The sequence below is a fragment of the Burkholderia sp. JP2-270 genome (genome assembly GCF_003233675.1).
Taxonomy (GTDB): Bacteria; Pseudomonadota; Gammaproteobacteria; order Burkholderiales; family Burkholderiaceae; genus Burkholderia; species Burkholderia pyrrocinia_C.
In genome coordinates, this window is the sequence record NZ_CP029828.1 from 311,930 (window position 1) to 334,814 (window position 22,885).

General features: G+C 63.3%; 18 protein-coding genes. 10 read left to right on the forward strand and 8 right to left on the reverse strand.

Annotation, left to right across the window (positions count from 1 at the left end; all coding sequences use genetic code 11):
* Positions 1-494: 494 nt before the first annotated feature.
* From DM992_RS40875 to DM992_RS42190, 7 genes are all read left to right on the forward strand, one after another.
* Complete coding sequence (locus DM992_RS40875; RefSeq protein WP_111021870.1) at positions 495-752, forward strand: hypothetical protein; 258 nt, start codon at positions 495-497, stop codon at positions 750-752.
* Positions 752-2,023 carry a PIN domain-containing protein gene (locus DM992_RS40880; protein WP_111021871.1) on the forward strand — a complete coding sequence of 424 codons (1,272 nt, stop codon included), beginning with the start codon at positions 752-754 and terminating at the stop codon, positions 2,021-2,023. The genes DM992_RS40875 and DM992_RS40880 overlap by 1 nt, the downstream gene beginning before the upstream one ends.
* A 70-nt stretch (positions 2,024-2,093) precedes the next feature.
* On the forward strand, positions 2,094-2,876 hold the full coding sequence (locus DM992_RS40885; protein ID WP_111021872.1) for a hypothetical protein: 783 nt from the start codon (positions 2,094-2,096) through the stop codon (positions 2,874-2,876).
* Between the two features lie 65 nt (positions 2,877-2,941).
* Entirely contained in the window at positions 2,942-3,610 is a 669-nt protein-coding gene (locus DM992_RS40890; protein ID WP_111021873.1) for a hypothetical protein, read from the forward strand.
* Position 3,611: 1 nt separating this feature from the next.
* Positions 3,612-5,927, forward strand: coding sequence for a phage integrase family protein (locus DM992_RS40895; RefSeq protein WP_111021874.1), 2,316 nt, complete (start codon positions 3,612-3,614; stop codon positions 5,925-5,927).
* 101 nt (positions 5,928-6,028) lie between these two features.
* The gene (locus DM992_RS40900; protein ID WP_162631886.1) at positions 6,029-6,583 is read left to right on the forward strand and encodes a hypothetical protein; all 555 of its coding nucleotides are present in this window, start codon (positions 6,029-6,031) and stop codon (positions 6,581-6,583) included.
* A 203-nt stretch (positions 6,584-6,786) separates the two neighbouring features.
* Complete coding sequence (locus DM992_RS42190; RefSeq protein ID WP_162631887.1) at positions 6,787-7,452, forward strand: hypothetical protein; 666 nt, start codon at positions 6,787-6,789, stop codon at positions 7,450-7,452.
* 936 nt (positions 7,453-8,388) lie between these two features.
* Here DM992_RS42190 and DM992_RS40905 read toward each other — a convergent pair.
* Positions 8,389-8,856, reverse strand: a complete 468-nt coding sequence (locus DM992_RS40905) for a hypothetical protein (RefSeq protein ID WP_239511561.1) — start codon at positions 8,854-8,856, stop codon at positions 8,389-8,391.
* A gap of 183 nt (positions 8,857-9,039) precedes the next feature.
* Between DM992_RS40905 and DM992_RS40910 the strand changes: the two genes are divergently transcribed.
* Positions 9,040-9,519 (forward strand): hypothetical protein, encoded by a 480-nt coding sequence (locus tag DM992_RS40910; RefSeq protein WP_204356228.1) that lies wholly within the window; start codon positions 9,040-9,042, stop codon positions 9,517-9,519.
* A gap of 7 nt (positions 9,520-9,526) precedes the next feature.
* Here the strand turns inward: DM992_RS40910 and DM992_RS40915 are convergent, their stop codons facing one another.
* The 7 genes from DM992_RS40915 to imuA all read right to left on the reverse strand — a co-directional run bounded on the left by DM992_RS40915 (position 9,527) and on the right by imuA (position 21,151).
* Entirely contained in the window at positions 9,527-9,814 is a 288-nt protein-coding gene (locus DM992_RS40915) for a PAAR domain-containing protein (RefSeq protein WP_105392861.1), read from the reverse strand.
* A gap of 13 nt (positions 9,815-9,827) precedes the next feature.
* Positions 9,828-10,769: a T6SS immunity protein Tli4 family protein gene (locus tag DM992_RS40920; protein WP_239511562.1), complete on the reverse strand. Its 942-nt coding sequence runs from the start codon at positions 10,767-10,769 to the stop codon at positions 9,828-9,830.
* Positions 10,770-10,888: 119 nt separating this feature from the next.
* Positions 10,889-12,745, reverse strand: coding sequence for an alpha/beta hydrolase (locus DM992_RS40925; RefSeq protein ID WP_239511563.1), 1,857 nt, complete (start codon positions 12,743-12,745; stop codon positions 10,889-10,891).
* Between the two features lie 61 nt (positions 12,746-12,806).
* Positions 12,807-15,470 carry a type VI secretion system tip protein TssI/VgrG gene (gene tssI / locus DM992_RS40930; RefSeq protein ID WP_111021877.1) on the reverse strand — a complete coding sequence of 888 codons (2,664 nt, stop codon included), beginning with the start codon at positions 15,468-15,470 and terminating at the stop codon, positions 12,807-12,809.
* 410 nt (positions 15,471-15,880) lie between these two features.
* Positions 15,881-19,030, reverse strand: a complete 3,150-nt coding sequence (locus DM992_RS40935) for an error-prone DNA polymerase (RefSeq protein WP_111021878.1) — start codon at positions 19,028-19,030, stop codon at positions 15,881-15,883.
* Positions 19,031-19,035: 5 nt separating this feature from the next.
* Positions 19,036-20,514 (reverse strand): DNA polymerase Y family protein, encoded by a 1,479-nt coding sequence (locus DM992_RS40940; protein ID WP_204356229.1) that lies wholly within the window; start codon positions 20,512-20,514, stop codon positions 19,036-19,038.
* On the reverse strand, positions 20,435-21,151 hold the full coding sequence (gene imuA, locus DM992_RS40945) for a translesion DNA synthesis-associated protein ImuA (RefSeq protein ID WP_111021879.1): 717 nt from the start codon (positions 21,149-21,151) through the stop codon (positions 20,435-20,437). The genes DM992_RS40940 and imuA overlap by 80 nt, the downstream gene beginning before the upstream one ends.
* Positions 21,152-21,465: 314 nt before the next feature.
* Here imuA and DM992_RS42195 point away from each other — a divergent pair, with 314 nt between their 5' ends.
* Both DM992_RS42195 and DM992_RS40950 read left to right on the forward strand, forming a co-directional pair.
* Positions 21,466-21,702, forward strand: a complete 237-nt coding sequence (locus tag DM992_RS42195) for a hypothetical protein (RefSeq protein ID WP_162631888.1) — start codon at positions 21,466-21,468, stop codon at positions 21,700-21,702.
* Entirely contained in the window at positions 21,699-22,883 is a 1,185-nt protein-coding gene (locus DM992_RS40950; protein ID WP_111021880.1) for a site-specific integrase, read from the forward strand. The genes DM992_RS42195 and DM992_RS40950 overlap by 4 nt, the downstream gene beginning before the upstream one ends.
* Positions 22,884-22,885: the final 2 nt, after the last annotated feature.

Genomic DNA, 22,885 nt, shown 5'->3' on the forward strand with positions numbered 1-22,885 from the left:
ACAACAATATACCTCTCATATCAAGCCGGGGGCGCGATTTTAATGCCTGTTTTCTAGGGTGGTGGAGGCTGTCCACATTGAGCGTTGGCGCACGCCTATGCCGCGCTTCAACACCATCGCGTGGAATTGAGCGCACCTCGCTGAAACGCCTCGCCAGCGGCCTGCCGCTACTCAGTTCTGCATTAACCTTCGCCGCCCCGCATTAGCAGAATAGTCGGACACGATTAGCGCTCGAACGGACACCATTAGCAGAATCTGCGAACTTCAACAAATGCTACATCTGATAACTCTGCTTATCAGGTGGGCCACTTTTCGCTGTCAGATCGGCCATTTTGACCCCTATACTTCTCCCGACCCCGCCCGGTAAGGCCGGGCAGGGCGCTGGCCGCGATCGGCCCGCAACCGCGGGTGATCGACGCGGCGCCGACACCGTGCGGCTCGTTACCCTTTCCGTATCACCCACCACACCGGCCCTCGGCCGACAGGAACGCCCGATGAAATCCCGCATCTTCGGCCGCAAGCTCGGCACCACGACCCCGATGGTGCGCCTGATCGAGAGCGACGAGCCCACCGCCGACGGCGGCCCCATCGATCCAGGCAAGCTGGAGGCCTTCACGGTCGCCAACGCGCGGCGGGCCGTGCAGGTGTTGCGGGCGCAGGGCATCGAGGGCTACGTGCTGTTCAGCGACGACCCGACGCCGTATGCGTTCACCCCCGAGGCCGATTTCGTCTATCCGGCCGTGCGGCATTGATGATGGCGTCGACCCGCGACCCGGAGCGCGCCGTGACGCCGCCTCGGGCGGCCGCGCGGTCAACTTCAGCCATTTACTGCGAGGACATCACCATGGACCCACGGATCCACAACCTCATCGAAGCCAAGCTAATCGGGGCGATTGCGCTCGATACCTCGATCTTCGACGGGCAACAGCGGCGCCTCGAGGACGGCCTGCTGCGCCGAGTTGAACAGTTCCGCGCCACCCGGACCGTCACGGTCCTGATCCCGGACGTTGTGCAGCGCGAGCTGCTTGCGCACCTCACGCAGGATGCGGTGGCGGCTCGCACCACGTTGCTGCGTGCGACCGCGGCGCCGGCGCTCACGGAGTTGCTGCCGGAGGATGTGCTCGCACGGTTGCAGGCCAGCGCCGCGGAAGCGGGCACCCCGGCCGACGCGGCCGCCGCCCGGCTGGCGCGCTGGCTCGCGCGCACCGACGCGACGGTGCTCGATGTGGCCGCGTACGTGGACCTGCGCGCGCTGTTCGACCGGTATTTCGCCGCGCAGCCGCCGTTTGCCAAGGCGGGTGAGAAAAAGCACGAGTTTCCCGACGCCGCGGCCTTGCTCGCGCTGGAAAGCTGGGCCACCGAGCGGTCGACCGGGATTCTCGTGGTGTCGAGCGACAAGGACTGGCAACGCTTCTGTGCGGGATCCAAGCGGCTTTTTTGGACGGCGGACCTCGGCGACGCACTGGGGGCGTTCCAAGACGAGACCGCGCGATTTGCCGCGCGGCGCCTGGTCGAGCTATCGACGGCGGGCGGGCCGTTGGATCTCGCCACGGCCTTGCTCCAGGCGCTCCATGCGTCGGCCGGCGCGATCCAGGTGCAGGTCGAGGCGCAGTGTTTCGTCGGGTTCGGCTGGAAGGAGGCGATCGACGTGCAGCGCGTGGAGTTACCCACGCTGGACGTCGCCCTGGACGAGTTCGAAGCGGTCGACTACGGGGAGCAGGCGGTCACCGTCGCCGTGCAGGGCACCGCGCATTGTCACATCTCGATGGTTTGCGACTTCGGCATGTGGAGCGGCGAGGGTGTGGACGGGACTTACAGTGAGTTGGGTAACCGGACGTTCGGCACCGACGCGGCGATCCCCTTCCGCGCGCTAGTGACGTTGACGGGCGAGATCCCCAAACGGATGACGATCGGCCCGGTGGAAATCCTACCGACGGTCCATTGGGTCCAGCTAGGCGAGATCTCCCCCGATTGGCAATCCCTCCTCGGCGACGTTGCGATGCGGTCGAGTCGACTGAATTGATGCCGACGTATCGGCTGCCGCGGCGCGATCAGTGCCGACCGGCCATCGCTAACCCAATCGAGAATAACTTATGGCGGCATCTGAAGTAGCAGTGGCGGCGTCTGAAGTCGCAAAAGTCGTGGCGCAAGCACCGACGGATTGGCTCACCCCCGCCCTGATCGGAACCATCTTCGGCGCCGTAGTCACGGCCGGGGCGGGTTTGTGGAGTCAACATCGCAACCGGCAGCATGAACTGGCGAAGATCGCGGAACAGCGGGCGCACGAGGCAGCGACGCTCGCAGAGCAGCGCGCGCCGGCGCAGCTCGATGTGGCGCGGATGCTCGAGGATTTCACGAAACAGGCGGTCGATTACCTCGACGCGTGGCAAGTGCGGTTCGACGACTGGCTCGTGGAGCAGCACGAGGGCACGCGGGCCAAACAACACCCGTGGCCGTCAATGACCCTCGACTTCTCGCTCGTGAAGGAGTGGACAGCCGTAAACGTCGAGATCCAGTCGCGGTGTCGCGACCTGCCGGTGGCACTGGTGGCCAGCAGCAAATGGGTGGGCGATGCCTACGACGAATGGGCCGATTTCCCGGAGCTGGATTGGCTCGACACTCAACGGGCCATTCTGTACGGATTGCAGGCCGGCGAACTGGCCGTGGAGATCCGCACCAAGATTGCGGCGCCGGCATCGAACTTGGCGATTGGCTGCTTTGATCGACTGCAGCGGGAGTTCGGCGAGGTCAAGCGCCGCTATGTCGAGCAACACGGAAAGCTGAGCCTGATACCGGATATGGAAGCGCGCTTGCAACGCGAATGCCCGCAGGTGGCGACGGCGCCGGGCCCGGTGGTCGCCCCAGCCGGCGGCTGAGGCGCGGCAGGATCCAGCGTGGCTGCTGCTGTGTCTGGCGTGGCGATCTGAATGAGGGACAGGTGATGGCAGTCGAATTAACGTTGGGCAGCGTGGTGGGAATCGTGATGTCGAGCACCGTGTTAAGCGCAGCGGTGAACGGCTGGGTGGCGTGGTGGCTGAAACGAGGCGATCGCAAGCGGGAGGACCAGACGGCGAAGCAACAACAGAATCGCGCACTGCAGGATGCGCTGCTGCCGCTCGAGGCGTTTGCCAAGCGCGCGGAGGCAGACTTGAGCCCAATCGAGGATGCGTTCTTGGACTACGGTATCGCAGAGGATGCGGTATTCAAAGACCTGAAACCAGTCGCTCTGCACTTTGACATTTCACCACGGTCCGTCCTCGATGCCTTGCCGCTCCGGCTCGTCGACCAGCTGCATGAATTCGAGCGGGCGCTCGACGTCAGTGCGGATTGGCTTGACAAGCACGAAGTGCGGTTCGACGCGTTCGACCTCTGGAAGCTTGAGGCGCAACGTCTCGTTCATTTTGGGTTGCTTGCGTGTGAGCTCGCGAACGGGATCCGGGGCGATCTAGAGCTTCGAGACTCGGGGTACGTGATCGCATGGCAACGACATTTCGACGCCGCTTTCGCCAAGCTTGAACGGGAGTATGACCGCGATCCAGCGGAATATCCGCTGATGCCCGAATTCGAAGCCCGGCTGACGTCGTTGGCACAATCTACCGCAGGGCGCTGACGTGGTCCTATTGCGCCTGACGCCCGCCCACTTCGCGCTGTACCGCGCGTATCTGGAAGGGCTCGACGAGCCGGTGCTGCACGCGCACTACGGCGTGCCGGGCACCGACGTGCGCGTCACGCGCCGGACACTCGCGACGCTGCGGGACACGCTGACGATTGCCGCGCGTCGCGCGCGCGACATCGATGCCGCGCACCTGCAGCGCCTGAAACCCGGCAGCCTGCCGCGCGATGCGCATGCCGGCGCCGCGGCCAGCCAGGAAGTGCCGACGCTCGAGGTCTTCCGCGAGTCGGTCGACCCCGATGCGTTCTACAGCGAGCGCGAGCTCGTTGCGCTGTACGTCGACACCTATCCGCCGGTCTCGTCGGTCGCGCTCGACCGCAAGGTCGCGCGCAATCGGCGCCTGCGCGATCGCCAGGACGCGGCGCTGGTCCGTATGGAGGCGAGTCTCGTCGAGGCGCCGCAGCTAGAGCACACGCTTGACGGTTGGTTCGACGCGCGGCTGGTCGCGCGGCTCGCGGCCGCCGGCGTCGCCAACTTCGGCCAGCTGCTCCAGCTGATGCGGGCGCGGCGCCAGCGCTGGTATAGCGCAGTGCCGCGCCTGGGCAAGATCGGCGCGCAGCGCATTACCGACTTCATCGCACAGCACCCCGACACGCTCGGCTACCTGTCGCCGCTCGCCGTCACGCCCCGCCGGCAGATGGTCGCCGGTCACCCGGCACTACAGCCGGTGCCGGGCGCCGGCGCCGACGTGGTGCCGCTCGAGGCGCTGCGCGTACCGGCCGGGCTCGACGGCTCGGCCGGCCTGAACCGCGCGCCGGTGCCCGCGCACCAGGCCGAACTGAACACCGACCTGCAGGCGGTCCACGCGTGGATCGCGGCGCGCGGCGCGCGCAGCGAGGCGACCCGCCGCGCGTACCGGCGCGAAGCCGAACGGCTGCTGCTGTGGGCGATCGTCGTCAAAGGCAAACCGCTGTCGTCGCTGAACACGATGGATTGCGCCGAATACCTCGACGGGTTCCTGCGGGATCCGCAGCCCGCCGCGCGCTGGATCGGGCGCGGCCGCATCGAGCGCTTCGATCCGGCGTGGCGGCCGTTCGTTGGTCCGCTGTCGGAACGCAGCCGCGATACCGCGCGGCGGATCCTCAACGCGATGGGCGCGTGGCTGGTCGGCCAGCAGTACCTGCGCGTGAACCCGTTCGGCGGGCTGCCGGCTGCGCCCTCCGTGCCGATCGACGCGACCGGGCGAACGCTCACCCGCGCGCAGTGGCAATACGTGCTGCAGACCGTGCTGCGACCCGCGTCGGCCTTCGACGTCGCCGGCGAGCAGGCCACGGATGGGGCCACGCATGCGCGCGACGCGTTCCTGCTGCTGTTCGCGTACGCGACCGGACTGCGCCGCGCCGAGCTCGCCGCAGCGACCACCGGCGCGCTCACGCGCAGCGCGCTCGACGGGGCGCTCGACGACGCGTGGAGCCTGCGCGTGCAGGGCAAGGGCCGGCGCGCGCGTACCGTGCCGATGCCGCACCGGCTCATCGATGCGCTGCGGGTCCAGCTGCGCACGCGCCACGAGCCGCTGACGCTTGAGACGGCGCCGGCCGACACGCCGCTGATCGCCCATCGGGTGACCGGCGAGGCACTGCAGCCGGATGGGGTCGGCTGGCTGTTCAAGGGGATTTTTGCGCGGGCCGCCGACCAGCTTGCGATCACGTACCCGAACGCGGCCACTGACCTGCGCCGAGCGAGCACGCACTGGCTGCGCCACACCTTCGCGAACCACGGCCTGGACGCCGGCGCCGACATTCGCGACATGCAGGAGCTGCTCGGCCATGCGAGCTTGGGCACCACCACGCTTTACACCAAGGCCGACGCGGTGCGCCAATTCCAGTCGGTCGAGGCGTTCTTCAACGCGGCGCTCGACGGAGCCGATGGCGCGGGCGGCACGACGAACGCGACGCCGGAGGCCACCCCGTCCGGAGCGCCGAGCTCGACGCTGTCCGCCGCCGATGCGGATGCAGTCGGCGCCGCGCCGATGGTGCCCGTGCATGTCACGCTGAAGGTCGAACCGAAGCGCGCCGGCGGCCGCGGCCGGGCGCGCGTGCTCGATCGCGTTGAGCGCGAGCTGCTGGCTGGTATTGTGCGCACACCGACTCGCGACGGCGTCACGGTGCTGCAGGTGCCGTTCGAGAATGACGATGCGTTCGACCGGCGCGTCGACGACTTGCTGGTCGCGATTGCGCTGACGGCCGAGCAGCACCGTTGCTCGTCAGAATCCGAGGCCTGGGCCGAAGTAGCAGGCGAGCGCTGGACATGGTGACATGTGCGGATGCGACGGTACAACGCCCGCGCCCAACCAATTGAATTCACCCAATGACACAGTACGACCCGCAGTACGTTAAGCCTTGGCTCGCACGGAGCATGCAGAGCTATGTCTATTTTGCCGGCAGCGACTGGATCGACGAGCGTCGTGTGCGAGCACATGAGCGCGTGCGTCAGCGACAGTTGAAGGGCATTATGAAGACGCACAAGCCTTCGAATTTCGTTGTCCAAGAAGACCCGGCATACAACAGAATTTCGCCACTGGACCTGCAGTCGAAGGAGTGGCGGGGGGATCTGGCGGTTCGCCAGATAGAACGGCATGACCAGAAGGGCCGCGTATTTCACACGCGATATCTGTTCGAGTTGAAAATCGATGACGCGCCTGAACGAAAGCTTGATTGGGACCTGTATAAGCTCGCGAGCCTGCAGCGAGCGAAGCGAACACGCGGAGAGCGATGCCGTGCGTTCCTCGTGGTGCTGGGCATCGGAGCGCCGTCTGAACGGTTTGAGTATTCAGGACGTCCCAGAACACTGGCCTCGCGGTGGATGCTTGACGTGAATATCACCTATCAGACCCGCGGTATCTTCACGGCGGCGCCCGTTGGCAGTGAGGACGACGCGCATTACGCGTGTCTGGTAGAAGTCACCACTTGAGCGGCGACTTCCGTTCTGATTGGCGGGGCAGCGCCCCCCGCCGTCGGGCACGCCCGACCTACTTGGCGGACAAATGCTGTTGCTGTAGACACGATTGGCCGAATGCGGCGTCGAGCGCCCCTTCGGAGCGATGTTAGAAGAGGAGGGGGAGCGCCAGGCACACGACGGCCTCACCGATTAGAAGCTCGGATATCCCCAAACTGATGAAGACATTTTCTCATCTGGAAACAATGCTCTACTTGGAGCGCTTCGCCTTGTTTTGCATCCCAACCCCAGAACACGGTGAGGTTTGGATGAGGATCTCGGAACGATGCTCCGACAGGGCGGTGATTGAAGTTGATGCAGAGCGTTTCCTCACGGCGTGGCGTCAGGAAGGAAGTGGTTATCCGGAGATCGCGCATCAAACGATTGAAGGATGGCGACACGACTACAAGTTTGATGAGGCTCGAAAAGGTTTTGACGAGGGCTGGTCCAATCCGGTGCCGCTCGCAGACGTCCACGGTTGGCTTTCGAGAAAACAAAAGCAGCCTGCTCCCCCTGTTACAGAGAGACGCCTTGGAAGGTGGTTTCGGCGCCTCACGGGTGTTGGGCCGGACGATGCCCCCGCAATTGAAGCCGCGCCCTGTATCGGCTTCACAAATGGCATCACACGAACCATTTGGCTGCTGGCCGCGGGCGCACAACGATTCCCAATCTCGTGTAGTGCCGACAATGCAACAGTACTTCACCAATTGGTCGGTGCTGACAATACCGAGCCGCATCTCGTGGCCGATTTAGTACCCCAGATCGACCACCTGGCCAAGCTCGACGAAAACGACGCATTTCGTCGAAAACTGGAAGCCCACGGGCTTCCTCCGTGGCTGGGATAAATGCAGGACACCGTTCTGACTTTGGGCGTTTGAGCGGAAGTGCCAGCGCGCATCGTTGCAGACCACCACGATCTACGTGAACGCGGCGCAGCTGCGCACCCAGTCCGACGTAGACGTCAGTTGCTGTTGGTGTTCACAATTAGCGCTAGCGGTGCTCAGTAACCATGCTAACGGTGATCAAGCGCAAACCGCCTAGTTTCAAGGGGTTTGGGGGAAACGGTGCATTTGCCGCAGTGTTGCCGTTACGCCACAAGTATTGTCAGCTATGCTCACTAACTTTGCTAGCGCGTCTTTCGTGTCCTTCAATTTCGCTAGCGTGTCTGCCCGGTGCCTCGGCTGGAGTGAACATGACTACCCTCGAACAGATCGAAACTCGAGCAGCGAAGGTCGCATCGGTGCTCAGGCGGCTTGGGAGGGGCGCGTGTCCGCGAAAGCAGGCAGAGCGGGCTGACCAAGCACTCCATGATTGTTGGGAAACTGAATCCAGGCGCCCGATTTCCGAAAAGACGCAGCTATCGATGCTGGTCTACGAGCAATATCGCGCTATCGAACTCCCCAGTTTTCGCGGTTCAGAACCCTACGCTAGCAGGGTTGCTGAACATAGTAGCGCGCCTGTGAACATTGCTAGCGCTTATTGTGAACGCCTACAGTTGCGGCCACGAAATCCGAGGCTGCGCGTGAAGCTCAACAGTCGCTTGAGCGTACTCTCGAGGAGTCCCGCCAGCATGGTCGTGAGAGGGAAGCCGAGTTGGTTGAAGTGCGGGCAGAACTGAAAGAGGTGCGAGCTGCTAACGAGCTTCTGCGGAGCGAACAACGTGTCGCTCTCAGTCGGCCGCGGGCGCGCGCGTCATTGTCTGCGCCGCGCGTCGAGCGGAAATCAACAGAAGGAAAGAAGTAACCCCGACGTTGAGATGCACCTTCGCAAAAGAGGTGGGGTCACCAGAATTCCACGCCTCGCGAGACGGCTCGCTTGTACGCCGCTGCGTGAAAATCCCGCAGGCCGAACGATCGGCGATAGGTGTCCAAGGAGCAGATGGCCGCTGCCTCGACAACAAATCGAGCTGGCGCAAACCGATCTGGATCGCTCGCATTATGGCGTACCCATCCGTGCTTGCCCCACGCGTCAATTAGAGCTTTGTCCGCGAGCAGCCGGTCGAAGGCATCGACCCGTTCGAGGAAACAGGCGCGTGTGTTTTCGTCGGAGAACACGTCAGTTGCCACGGTCGCGAGAGCAATTTCGTAGGGGCCGGGGTCCATTCCGTAAAACGAAATCAGCATTTCGCGAACCTCCAAGATGCGACGAGCGTCGATCAACACCTCGCCATCGTAGATTGCGCCGGCCAGCTCGAAGGCTGTACAAAACAAACGCGGCATCAACAAAGGGACGATCACGATGCCTCCCATAGTCGTATCGAATACGGTATAGGCGAAGGGCGGCTCTCACGGCAAGCAGTCCCGATTTGTTGCTGGATCGCGGGCGGTCCCCGAGCGTTCCCGCGCGCACTTCACCCATCGTGGGGCGCAGTCGATCATGGCAACGGTTTGCGCTATCCTCTAGCGGTGATCGTGTGAACCAGACAACACTCCATGCTGATTCGCAAACAAGGACGCCTAGTCAAGTTGGTGCGCATCGAACCGCCGAAAGGAGCCGCCGCAGTCGCGCAATCGCAGCCTGGCGGCCGAGGTGTACGCAGTATAGTCGGATCGTTTCGCGTCGACGAACCCGTGCCGCCGGCGCTAGTCCAAGCGTTGAAACGCGACGAACGCAGTGCACTCGCGTGCTGGCTCGCCGTGTATCAAGAAGAGCAGGCGCGCGCACGAGCTCTACCGGTACTGGCGAAAGCTCCCGAGCATTTTGAAGCTGTCATTGCAGCGCTAGAGGCAGCAGCCGACACGTTATCGATCGAGGACGCGGATCAGCTGTGGGCCCAATTGCAAGCCATTGCGCGTATGTTGAAGCGGGCGGGCCACGTACGCCCACGAGTGGCGCGGCAACCGCCGATGTCGCCACCTGGCCAGCGAGATTTCTTCGGTGAATCGAACGAGTTCGAGCAGCCCGCCGAATAATGTGCGGCTACGTGTCTGTGTATGAGGTCGACTGCGAGGCAATGAGCTTCGGGGGTGGTGTGCACTTGCAGATGCAGAGGTCATCGCTTAGAGCGGCTTGGCGGCCGTCTGGGCCAGTCATCGAGTGGCGCGGCCCATCACATTTGATCACCCCTATCGAGCTACAGGCCGGGCACATGACCGGATCGTTCTCGTACGCTTGCTCGCGACCATTCAGGAGGTCGCCGGAGTCGCCCCCCTGAACGACTCCGCCTGCCGTCGTCGAGTCCCCCTTGACGATATCAAAGCGCTTCATTATCGACCTCGGATCACTTAGAACCGCGATAGTGGAAGCTCTTGAGGACCGCATCCCAGGCTTGCGTGGCCTGTGCTAGATCGACCGGCGACGTCGCTTCGGAGGCTGGCGTACCTTCATCAGGGGCCGCGCCAAACAGCAGCTGCACGCTCAGGTTGGGTTTTGACGGATCACCTGGTACGCCCGGCGAGAACAGGAAGAAGTGATACGCCTGGATGCCATCGCCGTGAATATGCACCGCGAGCTCTTCGGCTTTCATGCCTGCGACTTCGCGGCTCCCTTTTCGCAGAACTTCGGTGTTTCCTGCGTATTGCTTGAGCGTCGCATCAGCTTTCGAGAGCGTTTCCAGGAACGAGGTTTTGCCATCGCCTTCGACCGATTCTCGCATCGTCACAATGAAGTTCGACGGCCGCCCATGGACCAGGCGCGCGGCAACCGATGCGTCGAAGCCAGGCATCGGTTTCCCGCCGATCGCTCCCCCTTGGAAACAGAATGCGCCATCTGACGGGACATCCCAATCCCCTCTCGGATGGATGTTCCGCAGAATCTCGGAGACATTCGAGATGGCCGACTGATCGTACTTTGCACCAAATCGATTCTTCAAGACAAAGAGCGTGCCGTTCGATTCAGCATACCCTTCAACGTCATACACTAGATCTTCCGGCTTGTCGTCATAGCGACCGTAGACAAAGAGCCGTGAAGTTGCAGTCGGCTCCACAGTTTGGTGAAGCCACGGGGTCTTCGTCGAGGCGAACGCCTTGTGTGGATCTTCACGCATCGAGGTCCGAAGCTCCTGTTCCCGCTTACTGACGCGGGTCACGAACTCGGACTGACTGACATTGGGGACGGGCTCGATGGAATAGCCCATGTACTTGTAGTCCTGAACGTACACGTCGGTCGCGTGAGGAAGATCAACCGCAAATCGACCAATACACCAGGCACGGGTGTCGGTCATAACCGGTTGCGACATAGAGGACTCCGATGGTTTCTGCTGTGTACAGGCGACCGCGCCAAGCGCTGCGATCGCCAACGGAAGAATGATGCGATGAACTGGACGTATCAAATTTCCCATGTCTAGGTTTCTATCGATTTCACGATTTTCACTACACTGTATAAGGTGGCCCATCGAGCCCAAGGGTGGGTGTAGCAGCCTTGATGGTCGAATCCGCGTTGCTCGAAGGCGACTTGTACCCCTTCGGCAATACCACCGGCAACGCCCGGCTTGAGACCGCGCGCGACTGCTTCTCCCGACCACGCCGGGACCGTCCCGTCGCCGGGAATGAAGCCGCGGCCCGCAGCGTCGGGGGCTTCTTTCGATTTCTTTACCGCCATCAGCGTGACCGGCTGATTTTTCACCAAGATACGAATCGTCCCAATACCGTCGTCACTCAGGAGTTTTGCGTTGATTACGTCGGCCTCCGTGACGCCCGGAGGGAAATCACCTTGCCAGATCACGTTGCCCCACGTCAAAAGTTTGTAGGGGTCTTCGGTACGTTCGACCCGCTTGGGAAGTTGAGCCGTCATCCCGGTCCGCGCGTCCTTGACTGTTTCCTTCTGGTTCTGGTTCAGCATCCCGTTACCATAGAACGCGTACGTGTTCTTATGGTACCTGTTGACCAGCTTCGTTTGTCGCCTAACGACCTCGACCATCGAAGACCTGAAGTCCTGAGCGACAGAAACGGCCGGGGTGTTGGTCGCCAATCGCGCCTGTGTGATGCCGGCAGGATCGATAACGGAAGGTGATTGGTCCGGGACCAGTGAATACCAATCGGTCGTGCTGAAAAGCGAGATCGAGTCGCCCGGCCTCGGCAGCGCCATCACCGTTTGACGCTTCATATTCTGGAAGATCCACCACGGCTCGGAGGCATGATAATCAGGCATCGGCAGCAGTTCCAGTGGGCCCTGGGCGTTGGCGGAAATGGCGGTGAACTCGCGGCTGTTATAGCCGGCAAGGACCTTGTTCAACCAGGCGTCCTCGCCCTCACCGCCGGCGCGGAACCGACGCGCGGCAAGCGGCGCGCCAGTCGCAGGCTGCGCGCCGTGAATCACGCCATGCATCAAACCTTCGTTGCCGGCAAGAACGCACGCCATCCGAGCTACGAGCCCGCCCATCGAGTGGGTGATGATGATCGCTTTCGTTACCTTGTTCTCGGCACAGATCTCCTTGATCCCCATCAATCGCTGCACCTTCCCATTCTTCGGGTTGGGGCAGTTGACGCCGTTGACTACATCCATCGCGGATTTTTCGTTTGACTGAATCCAGTTGTAACCGATGGCATAGACAGGGTAGCGATATTTTGCGAACTTCTTGAACTCGTCCGAATCGGCTTTGATTGGGTCGGCGGCTTTGCCAAATGCGCCGTATTCCTTTGGGTCCGTGCCGAGCAACGGCTTTACGGTGAAGTCTTGGCCGTTTCTGTCTGACGCAACCCAATAGCCGGAGATCTGGCCGTTGTAGTAGGGGTGATTCAGCTGGAACTCCAGCCATGCGAGCGATGAGTGGTAGCTGTCCATGTGGACGCTGCCCCAGCCACGCCGACGCGCTTCATCGTTGCCAATGTCACAGCCGTAGGCATTCACACGGCCGAGTGGGGTCACAATCGCCTGGGTGGGATCGTAGTTCGCTTGCCTCTCGCTGAGCGACTGGTGCGTCGCGTGATACGCGAACATGGCCCCGGAGGCCGTATTGTTCGGCGGGTCCCACACCGGCTCGCCGGTCTTTTTGCTTATCAACAGGGAACCCATGACTCCCGGAATGAAGATGATCGGAATCGCGGGCCGTGGATCGCATTGAACGACTTTGTTCCGCCGATCCGAGTCAGGTGTGAGCGTCGCATTCGTGCATTGCTTGCCGTCGGCGCCATGGGTCGCGTTCAGCGTCACTGAGTCGGGCTTTGCGGCATTGCTGCCTGTACTGTTGTTGTTGCTCATACCTTGGTCTCGTAGTCAGTCGTTCGGGCTGCAGTGTGTGGATCGTTGCACATCGAGCGCGCTACAAACCGGTGCTGGGAAACGGGAGGATTCGAATCTGGACGTTCTCGACGTCGTGGCTCTGCTGCACGATCGTCCTGCCAAGCTCGTCGGTCGTGCCGCTGATGACGGTGCCGTCTCCACGTACGATCTCGTATGGGTGGTTCGCGAGCGCTTCCCCGGTAATCTTGTTGTGCAGGATGTAGGGATCGTTAAACGCAGTCTTCGGCAAGCTGTTCATGTGCTCTGCCACGGAGCTGGGACCCTGACGGCTAAATGCGGCGGATTTGATTGTCCGGGCACCACGTGTCCCGTCTTCAATGCCTTCTGCGTTCAAGCGAATATAAGAGCCACCGCACTTCAAGATGATCTCGACCTTTGCTTCGATCGTCACTCGACCTTGGTTGCTCGTGACGGTGACATCGCGGTCAGCGAAGAGTGACATCGCATCCGATTGCGCCGCGATCTCGACCTTCCCCTTTGCTGCAAACAGCTTCATGCCGGCCTTCTGAACGAACAGGCTGATCTTCTCGACTGCTGCGGCGACAAGCGATTTACCAGCGACAACGTTTGCTGTCTCGCCGCTCATCAGTGTGAGTTGCCTGTCGGCGGAGAGTTGTCCGCTGCTTTGTGTCGAGATCGCGACGCCCGCCGGGCTCGCGATCAGCACGACGGGCTGACTGAAGCCATTCGCGTCGCCCGTACCGCCACCGTCCGTGCGGCCACCGGTCCCCGTCGCGCCAGTCAGCGGATGGCGAATGGCAGAGACAAAATCCTTGAGCGCCTTCTCGCCGTCCTCCAACGTTTCGGCTTGGGCGGTAGTACTTGCGTTTGAGAGGGATTCAATCAACAGCTGGGAACGGCTGAGCTGGTCGGTCGGTTGATCGATCGCCAAGGGCTGCCCGTCCGCCGCCGGGTGGCTGGACACGTACAGACCTTTCCCGGCTCGAATAGCCCCATAAGCGGTCGACTTGAGGTCAAAGCCGTTGCCGAGAAGGGCACCGCGTGTGTTGTCCTTCTGCTGAATGAGATAGCCAAGGTGCAGGTGCGAGTCGTAACTAGTCGAGTAAAGGTGCACACGGCTCTGGCCGGTCGAATCATCCATCACCAACTGATTGAAGCCGCCGCCGCTGTACTCTTTCGATCGAAAGCCGGATAGGAGGCCATTCGTATGCCACACCGGTTTCGTTGCGCCACCGTACATCCGCGAGATGATCACCGGACGATCGCAATCCCCTTCCATGAAACCGACGACGACTTCGTCGCCCTTGCGGAGAGGATGGATTCCGCCGCGCGTGTCGCCGGCATCCGGAAAAGAAGGTCGCACCCAAATCGATGCCCCTTCCGTGCGTTCGTCACGACGGTTCCAGAAGAACCAGACTTTTACCCGGTTGAGGTCATCCGTGTACACCTCTTCTTTCGCGGGCCCGGCGACGATCGCGCTTTGCAACTGCATGACAGGCTTGGCGTGTTCGAGCGGACTGCGGTAGGGGACATCGCGCCGCTGCGCCTCTACGCTCACGTGATAGAAGCCCGCGCTTCCGTCTGCGTGCGTGACTGTTGCACCAGTCTTGGCATGGACAAGTTCGCTCGCGAGGCTTTCCGCGACATCGGTAACATCGTCCATACCCGGAAGATTGTTGCGGATCAGCCAGTCGACGCCGATCAGGACGAACTCTCGCTCTTCCTTTGGGCCGGCGTCGTGAAGGGGATGCCCCTGCAGTTCGAAACGAAAGCCGGGCATCGCACAGCGCAACGCGCCAGATCCGTGGAACCGCTTCATCCTCGACCGACGTTCTTCGAGGCGAATTCGCGCTTGCGCGTCGCCATGATCCGAACCCGACCAACCGTAGGAACCCGGATACTCGTATATCTCGCCGTCGGTCGGCAGCGTATTGTGAACGTCGGTGTCGCCTTGCACTTCCCGCGGAAGGTCAGGGCGCATGTAGTCGGGCGAGCGTCGTGTAAGAGACGCGCTTTCGATTTGCAGTTGTTCCTTCCACTGCATGAAGCCATCTGCCTCTTCGCCAATAGCGGAGCGACCGAACTGGACGACGGCTCGCCGCAATTCAGGCAAGGAGTACGAGTCGTCGACCACTACCATCGAGTGGGCACGGCCATTCGGTGCCTGTTCGAAATAGAAGAACGTGCCAGTTTCCTCCAACGTTCGGTGAACGAAGTTGATGTCGTGTTCCCATTGAACGCGGTTGGAGTAGTTCGGCAAAGGTTGGCGCAACTCAAATCGAAATGCGCCGCGCGCTTGCGGGTGCTCGTTGATAACGTCCGTGAGAATCTCGTCTCCTTTTTTTTCCTGCCAGTCGCGCATATCGCGTCGCAACCGGAGGAAATGCAACCATGACGAGAAACGCAGGCGGAAATAGGTCAACGAACCATCCGCGCCTGTTCGACTGAATTGATGGACGTAACCATGAATCGGCATGTAAGTGCCATCGGACTGCTGAATCCAGAGGGTGATCGCCTTTCCAATCAGTGCGGCCAGTTTGATTTGGGCGCCGCGCGCCGATACCGTATCGACGATGAACTCGTAGTCACGCCCGAGTCGAGACGATCCTTTGACGTACAGTGGCAGTAGCCAGTCCGCGCCCAGCGGCGTATCCAGCTTGACGAGGCGGTTGTACTGAGCGTCCCCGAGACGCAAGGCTTGGTACAACGTGCTGTGGCCCATACTGCATGCCCTTTTTGGTTTTTGGAGGGGCAGTGGTTACTTTCGCTCAAGAGTGACGGAGCCACAACGTGCTCGCTCCACCCTGCGATTATCGCAATAATCGCGATAATGTAATGCCCCTTCCTGCGTGCACATAGAATTCCCCCGCGTCGGTGCTCAACTTAAGTCAAAACTGAAAAAGTCCTGGCTGTCGCGGGAATATCTCGAATTTCTACTCTAATCCGCCCTCGGATATCGCGCCGTATTTAAGTAGACTGACGCGCCGGCGCGCGGTAGATATCAAATCCTATTGATCATAGCGGGTTTACCGCCAACGCCTCTAAAATATTGTTAAATTGGTTGCAGGCTGCGGTTAATTGGGGGCACATCGATTGACGCGCGCCGATGCGCGTTCGGCGGCTCGAAAACACCTAGCAAAACTCGCGCGCGGTCGTCGGCAGCGCGCCGAGTAGCTCGGTCCGGTCCACGAGCTTGCTCGCGATCAGGTGCCGCACCTTACCCTCGGCCTGCCATACGCCATAGACGGCGAGCAGCGCCGCGCCGAGCGCTTCCTTCCGAAACTTCTCCAGCAGGCCGGGCCAGAGGATCACGTTCACCTGGCCCGTTTCGTCCTCGAGCGTCATGAACAGCACGCCATTCGCCGTGCCCGGCCGCTGTCGAACCGTGACCACTCCGCATGCGCGCGCCAGTTGCCCGCTGCGCAACGTCTGCAGCTGCTCGGCCGACTGTAGACGATCGAGCGCGAGGCGATCGCGCAGCAGCGCCAGGGGATGCCGGCCGAGCGTGAAGCCCATCGAGCGATAGTCCGTCACGATCTCGTGGCCCTCCGATGCTTGAGGCAACGCCGGCACCGCGTCGTCGCGCTCGGTGCCGCGCAGCAGATCCCGATCAGGGACCGCGGCGGCCGCCAACCAAAGCGCCGCGCGTCGATTGCCGCCGGCCAGTGTGCGAAGGGCGTTCGCGCGCGCGAGCACCTGCAGGTCGTGCCGATCGAGCCACGCGCGGCGCGCCAGGTCCGCGACGTCGACGAATGGTCGCGCAGCGCGTGCGAGCTCGATGCGGCCGGCGACATCCTCACGCATGCCGCGCAACAGCGAGAAGCCGAGGCGCACGGGCGCCGACGTCGTTGGGCCTTCGATCGCCGAATCCCATGTGCTCACGTTGACGTCGACGGGCAGCACCTCGACGCCGCGGCGTCGCGCGTCCTGCAGCAGCTGCGAGGGCGTGTAAAAGCCCATCGGCTGGCTGTTGAGCAGGGCGGCCAGAAACACGGCCGGTTCGTGGCGACGCAGCCATGCGCTCGAGTAGACGAGCAACGCGAAGCTGGCCGCGTGGCTCTCCGGGAAGCCGTAGTCGCCGAAACCCTTGATCTGCGCGAAGATCGCCTCGGCGAACTCGTGATCGTAGCCGCGCGCGAGCATGCCGCTGACCAGGCGCTCGTGATACGGCTCCAAGCCGCCCTTGCGCTTCCAGGCCGCCATCGCGCGCCGCAGCTGGTCGGCCTCGCCGGCGGAGAAGCCGGCCGCGAGCATCGCGACCTGCATGACTTGCTCCTGGAAGATCGGCACGCCGAGCGTGCGCTTCAGCGCCTTCTCGACGTCCGGCGACGGGTAGGTGACGGGCTCGAGCCCCTGACGCCGGCGCAGGAACGGATGGACCATCCCACCTTGCACCGGGCCCGGCCGCACGATCGCCACTTCAATCACCAGGTCATAGAAGCACTGTGGCCGCAGGCGCGGCAGCATCGACATCTGTGCGCGCGATTCCACCTGGAACACGCCCATGCTGTCGCCGTCGCACAGCATGTCGTAGGTCGGCTTGTCCTCGGCCGGGATGTCCTGCAACTCGAAAGTCTCGCCGCGCTTTTCGGAAATCATGTCGAGCGCCCGGCGCACCATCGACAGCATGCCAAGCGCGAGCACGTCGATCTTCAGGATGCCAAGCGCCTCGATGTCGTCCTTGTCCCACTGGATGATCGAGCGATCGTCCATCGCGGCGTTCTCGACCGGCACGAGCCGAGTGAGCTTGCCGCGGCTGATCACGAAGCCGCCCGAGTGTTGCGACAGGTGTCGCGGGTAGCCGAGCAGCTGCGCGGCAAACGCGGCCCACTGCTGGTTCAGCGGCGCTTCGGGATCAAGGCCGGCCTCGGCAAACCGCTGCAGCAGATCGGCGCGCGAGTCGAACCAGTGGTGCTGCTTCGCCACGCGATCGACGATCGCCGGATCCACGCCGAGCGCCTTGCCGGCTTCCCGCAACGCGCTGCGCGGCCGGTACGTCGTGACGGCGGCCGTCAGCGCTGCACGATCGCGGCCGTACTTGCGGTAGATGTACTGCATGACCTCTTCGCGGCGCTGATGCTCGAAATCGACGTCGATGTCCGGCGGCTCGTTGCGTTCCTTGCTGATGAACCGCTCGAACAACATCGACTGGCGCGATGGATCGACCTCGGTCACGCCGAGGCAGTAGCAGACTGATGAGTTCGCGGCCGAGCCACGTCCCTGGCACAAGATGCCTCGCTCACGCGCGAACTGCACGATGTCGTAGACGGTCAGGAAATACGCCTCGTACTTCAGGTCGGCGATCAGCTGCAGTTCGTGCTCGATTTGCGCCTGGACGTCGACCGGGATGCCGGCGGGAAAGCGCCGGCGCGCGCCGATGTAGGTCTGCTCGCGCAGGTACGTCGCTGGGTCGGTGCCGGCCGGTACCAATTCATCCGGATACTCGTACTTCAGGTCGTCGAGCGAGAACGTGCAGCGCCGCGCGACGCGTACGGTTTCCTCGAGCGCGCCAGCAGGATAGAGGTTGGCGAGCCGCAGACGCGATCGCAGGTGACGCTCCGCGTTCGGCGCGAGCTCGTACCCGCACTCCGCTACCGGCCGGCCGACCCGGATCCCCGTCAGCACGTCCTGCAGCGGTTTGCGCGATCGCACGTGCATGAGCGGCCAGCTGGTGGCCACCACCGGCACGCCGTGGCGCGCGGCGACGCGCTCGACGACGCCGCGGTGGATGTCGTCCATCGCGCGCGCGTGCAGTGTCAGCGCGACCCACGCGCGATCGCCGAACACGCGCGCGAACCATTCGACTTGAGCGTCGAGGCGTTGCTCGTTGGCCGGGAAGTCAGGCGACAGGATCGCGATGCAGTCGGGCAGAGCGCGCAGGTGGGTCACCGGCGCTTCCGGATGTTCGAGATCGAGCGGCGCCAGGCGGTACGTGCCTTTCTTGCCGCGCATGCGCCCGAGCGAGATGAATTCGCAGAGGTTGCCGTAACCGTCGCGATTCATCGCGAGCGCGGTGAATGCGAGCGCGGGCGAGCCGTCAGCGCCGGTCAACCGGAAGTGCGAGCCGACGATCAGCGGGAGGCCAGCCGCCTTCGCTTCGACATGCGCGCGTACGACGCCGGCGAGCGAGCACTCGTCGGTGATGGCGATCGCGCTGTAACCGAGCTGCGCCGCGCGGGCGACGTACTCCTCGGCGCGCGACGCGCCGTGCAGGAACGAGAAATCGCTTGCGACCTGGAGTTCCGCGTAGGCGGGCAGGGCGCCGTAGTTCGCGCCGTTCATGGCGATCAGCCGAACAGGCCGTGCAGGAAGAAGCGCGCCTCGCTCTCGTCGCTGGCCGTCGGCCGCTCCTTGTAGATCCAATAGCAGATGCCGTTGTCGTCCTCGGCGACGAAGTAGTCGCGCGTCACGGTCTGCCCGTCCTGCCAGCCGCCTTCGATGCGCTCGCCGGGCGACACCATTCGCAGCGGCGTGCCGTAGAACGGCCGATGCTGGCGCGTGAGCAGCGGAACAGGCTTGTCGAGCAACCAGGCCGGCCGTGGCAGATCGGCCGGCAGCGGCGACGGCTTCGGCGCGTCGCGCATCGGCACCCATCGGGCGGCCGGCTCCGGACGGTAGTCGGCCATGGGAGCCGGGACGAGCACGTTCTCGGCGCCGAGCCGCGCAGTCAGCAGTTCGAGCAACCGCGCGTGATCCTGCGGCGTGCCGCCGGGCTCCGGGAACAGCGAGTCGCTCGGTGCGGCCGCTTCCTGCACGCTGCGGGCGACCAGTCGAACCGCAATCACAGGCCCGGCGAGCTCGACGTGGCCGAGCCGTTCCTTGACGAGCCGCGTCAGGTGTTCCTCGAAGCGGGTAGGGGCGCCCAACGCGATCTCGATCTCGGTCGGCGCGATCGCGTCCCGCCCGCGTTCGTGCTCGAGCAGCAGCGCGAACGCGGCGACGTCCAGTTGCTTCGCGGTGAGCCAGCCGGTCAGCTGCAGGATCAGCCGGCGCGCGACGAACAGCAGCGCCTCGGCATGCTCAACGCGATCCATCAGTTCAACGCGTGTGTCGAACGACGGCGGCATTTCGAGCCAATCGTAGGCGGCCGGCGCGGTGCCAGCGACCTGGTCGAGCCAGTCGAGCAGCTGCGTGCCGCAGCGCTTCTTCAATCCGGCGCGCGGCAAGCGCTGCAGATCGGCGAGCGTTTCGCAACCGAGATCCTCGAACCAGCTCGCGTAGCGCCGGGCGTCCGGCGCCACGACGAGCGGCACGCGCGCGAGCGCGCGGCGCAACGATCGAGCCGACAACGCGAGCCCGCCGCGCAAGCCGCGGGCGACCATCCATGCGGCCGGACCCGACGACGCGACGGATATCGCCGCGGTGACGCCGAACGACGCGACGACGTCGCGCACGCGCTGACGCAGCGCGCGGATGCCATGGAAGAGGCGCAGGCTCGCCGTCACGTCGAGCACCACCACGGCTTCTTCGGCGTCGACGACGCTCGGTGTGAACTGCAGGAGCGCATAGGCAACGCCGAGCACGAGCTCGCGCTCGCGCGCGGCGTCGCGCTCGCGGATCTGCGCGTCCGGCGCGAGCGACAGCACGCCACCGCGGCGCATGCCGGCGACCACGCCGCGCGCACGCGCGGCGCGATCGAGCGCCACGACGCGGCCGCCCTCGAGCACGACGAGCCCGCGCGCATCGTCAGGCGACGGCGCCGGCGATCGCGGCCGGAACACTTCTATGTTGGCGTGGGGTAGCAGCACGCCGATCCAGACTTGCATGGCGGTTCAACAAAATCGGCGAGGGGGACAAGGGGACGAATAGCGGCGTGTCGCGCGCCGGCCCGCGGCGCTTCACGAACGTGACGTCGATGCCGTCACGCTTGGGCGCCAGCGCGAGACGCAAGGGTGCCGGCGACGCGTCGCGCGCGGCGGCCGCCGGTCGGAAAAGGAAAAACAGCGCGGATCCGCTCTGCGCAGCCAGATTGAGGCGGCGCAACGCGTCCGCGCGCACGTTCGACTGCCAAAGCAGCACCGCAGCGCACGTGCCGGCGCGCAGCGCCTGTTCGGCGGCCCACAACGCGTCCGCCGTGCGTGGCGCCGGTAGCGTGATGAAGCCGGACGGATCGACTCCCCAATACGCGAGCGCGAGCGGCTGCAGCGCGTGCGGAGGCTGGATCAGCACCACCGGTTTGCCTGTCGCGCGCGCGAGGATGGGTGCAAGCAGCCGAAGCTCGCCGATACCGGGCTGCTGCGCGAGCAGTTCGACCAGCGCGCCGGCCGGCCAGCCGCCGCCGGGCAGTTCGGCCGTCAAATCCGGATAGCCCGTGTCGACGCCGCGCACGCTCGAGCGCGCCAGCTGGCTGGCACGCCAGAGCGCCGGGTGTATGACTTCAGGATGGGCGAGGGCGGGGTGCATGGGGTCGGTTACGCAAAATACTGTATGTTTGTACAGTATATGACAGAGATAACCACCCCACCAACCCCCGCGTTTACGCTGCGAGCTGGTGCTCGTAGTACGGCCGTTCGCGATCGGCGAGGATCTCGCGCAGCTGCGCGCGCCGGCTTGGATCCGGTGCGAGCCAGGCGTCGACATTCGAGGATTTAATGGGGACGATACACCTATAGGAACACTTCATTTTGTTAGCGAGAAATACGTTGACAGACACGGTCCTCTGTATTGCTATTCAATTTCTTTGGGACGAGTAGCGGGATTGTGAGCCGGAGGAAGGGATGCAGCCTGCAGGTAACTCGGAACTACAGCGACTGCGCGGCCTCGCCCTTGCAGTGCTCGGTGTGCTTCATCGAATGGCCGAACACATGATGCTCGAGTGGGACATCGCTCCCGTGCGCGCCTTAGACGCCCGACGCCTGCACGTCACTGCTCCAGACGCAGTCGAACTTGTGATGCATCTATTGCGTGCGCCTTTTCCGCAGGTGCCGGCGATGTTGGGCGAGGTCGGCGCGTGAGGTACGTGCGCGCCACCCGGGAGTTCGTCTTCGCCGGACGACCGCGGCCGGGCTTCCCGTTGATCCTCGATGAGTCGATGGAGCCTGCCCAGCCGTTTCACGACTACCTGGTGTATCGGTTGCTTGAGTTTGGCAAGGCACTGGATCCCAAGACATGGGAGGCGTACGGGCGCCGGCTATGGGATTTTGCCCGATTCCTTCAAGCGAACGATTGGAAATGGAACGATCCATTTGCGTCGGTCGGGCAGAGCGTCGTAAGTGTCTACCGCGACTGGCAAACTCTGGACCTGAAACTGGACCCGACAACGGTCAACGACCGGTTGCGGTTGGTTACGGCGATGTACCAATGGGCGCATGAGCGCGGGCGAATCGACCGCTTGCCCTTCGGCTACTCCGACATCGCAGTGTACGACATTGAGCATGACTTGGCCCATGTCACTGGCGGTCGCAGGACATGTAGCCGTCCGGCAGTGCTGCTCAACGAATGGGACAAGGAACCTGCGTTTCTGACCATAGAGCAACTGACGATCGCGCGGCAATCGATACGCTCTGCATCGCAACGGCTGCTGTTCGATCTGATGGCGCGGGTTGGTCTGCGCTCAGTCGAGGCACGCACCTTCCCTCTGTCGTACGTGTTTGATCCCAGTGCCCAAAAGGCTCTTAAGCCAGGCACCCTTATCGACGTGCACCTCGACCCGCGGGACATGGAGATCAAGTTGAACAAGGCCCGGGTTGTGCATATGCCATACAGCCTGATGGAGGACATGTACGCATACACGACATACGAGCGTAACGGTCTCATAGGCGCGGCGGAGCGCAAAGAACTGATCCTAACGATCCATGGCCAGCGCTACAGCAAGGAATCTGCGGTGAAGGTCTGCACGGATCTCAGCAACAGGGTCGGCTTCCGGGTGCGCCCGCTCATGCTGCGTCACAGCTACGCGATCCATACCCTGCTGCTACTGCGCAGCCGTCCCGAGATCAAGCTGGAGCCGCTCATGTACGTCCGCGATCGCCTCGGCCACGCGAGCGTCCAAACCACAATGGTATATCTGCAGCAGATCGAGCGACTGCTGGGCGCCGAGGCGCTGGCGATAATGGAGCAGTTTGACCAGCTGTACGGGGTGAGCAAAGCCCTGGCCCCGGCGCCGCCGGCATCCACCGTTGATCCTCGACACTGAGT